The following is a 1184-nucleotide window of genomic DNA, read 5'->3' on the forward strand; positions in this document are numbered from 1 at the left end:
CGGCACCGACCCGGCGGTGGCCGCGGTGCTGGCCGCCCGGCAGCGCCGGGACAAGGCGCGTGAGGTGGTGGCTTCGGACCCGCTGATGGCCCGGGAACTGCGCATCGGCCGCCCGGACCTGCGCCCGGACTACGACGACGGCGGCCTGGTCGACCTGAACAACGCCCCGGCGAGCGCACTCGCCGAGGTCTGCGAACTCGACCCCGGCACGGCCGAACGCATCGTCGAGGCCCGCTCGGCCCGCGGCGGCTTCCTCACCGTGGACGACGTGTTCACCGCCGTGGACGTGCCGCTGGGCGCGTGGGAGATGATCCGCGACCGCGCCGTCGTCATCCCCCGCTGAGGCCGGCCGTGGTCGAACACCTGCTCGCGTTCGCCGGGCTGTGCGTGGTGCTGGCGGTGACGCCGGGGCCGGACCTGTTCATCGTCCTGCGCACGGCGATCCGCTCCGGCACGGGCCCCGGCCTCACCGCCGGGGCGGGCGCGGCGCTCGGCTCGGTGGTGTGGGCCGGTGCCGCGGGTGTGGGCCTGGCCGCGCTGCTGACCCGGTTCGGCGCCGCCTACACGGTCCTCCGCGTCCTCGGCGCGCTCTACCTCCTCTACCTGGGCATCACCGCGCTGTGGCAGTCGCGGCGTAGGTCGGACACCCCCGGCCACGCCCCGGCCGGGCACGTCACGCCGTGGCAGGCGGGCCGCGCGGGCTTCACCTCGGCCGTGCTGAACCCGAAGGTCGCCCTGTTCTTCCTCGCCGTCGCCCCGCAGTTCGTGCCCCCGGACGCCCCGGTGGCGGCGATGACGCTGTTGCTCGGCGGGATCGACGCCGTGGTCGCGATGGCGTGGCTCGGCGTCGTCGCGGTCGCCGCGTCACGGGTGATGCGCTGGCTGGCCCGCCCGCGCGTGGCCGTGTGGCTGGAGCGCGTCACCGGCCTGACCCTGACCGGCCTCGGCGCGGTCACCCTCGCCACCACCCGGCCGCCGTCCCCGTGAGCCACGGCGCCCCGCCGCCGCGCGCTCAGTACCCGGGCAGGCCGTAGGCGCGGGCGACGGCGGTCTCCACCTCCCGGCAGTCGACGCCGCCTTCCTCGCCGACGGTGAAACCGAACTCCAGCAGCAGGAACCCGATCCGCCGCAGCGCCGCCTCGGCGTCGACCAGCCCCGCGTCCTTGCGCCGGTAGAGCCCTTCG

The 1184-nt window shown here is 76.4% G+C and carries 2 protein-coding genes; both read left to right on the forward strand.

Annotation, left to right across the window (positions count from 1 at the left end):
• The coding region (locus tag SACPADRAFT_RS28100) for a ComEA family DNA-binding protein (RefSeq protein WP_007027685.1) at positions 1-343 on the forward strand (343 nt) is incomplete at its 5' end.
• Between the two features lie 8 nt (positions 344-351).
• Complete coding sequence (locus SACPADRAFT_RS0215690) at positions 352-987, forward strand: LysE family translocator (protein ID WP_007027686.1); 636 nt, start codon at positions 352-354, stop codon at positions 985-987.
• Positions 988-1184: the final 197 nt, after the last annotated feature.

The sequence above is a fragment of the Saccharomonospora iraqiensis subsp. paurometabolica YIM 90007 genome, from assembly GCF_000231035.2.
In the GTDB taxonomy this organism is placed as follows: domain Bacteria; phylum Actinomycetota; class Actinomycetes; order Mycobacteriales; family Pseudonocardiaceae; genus Saccharomonospora; species Saccharomonospora paurometabolica.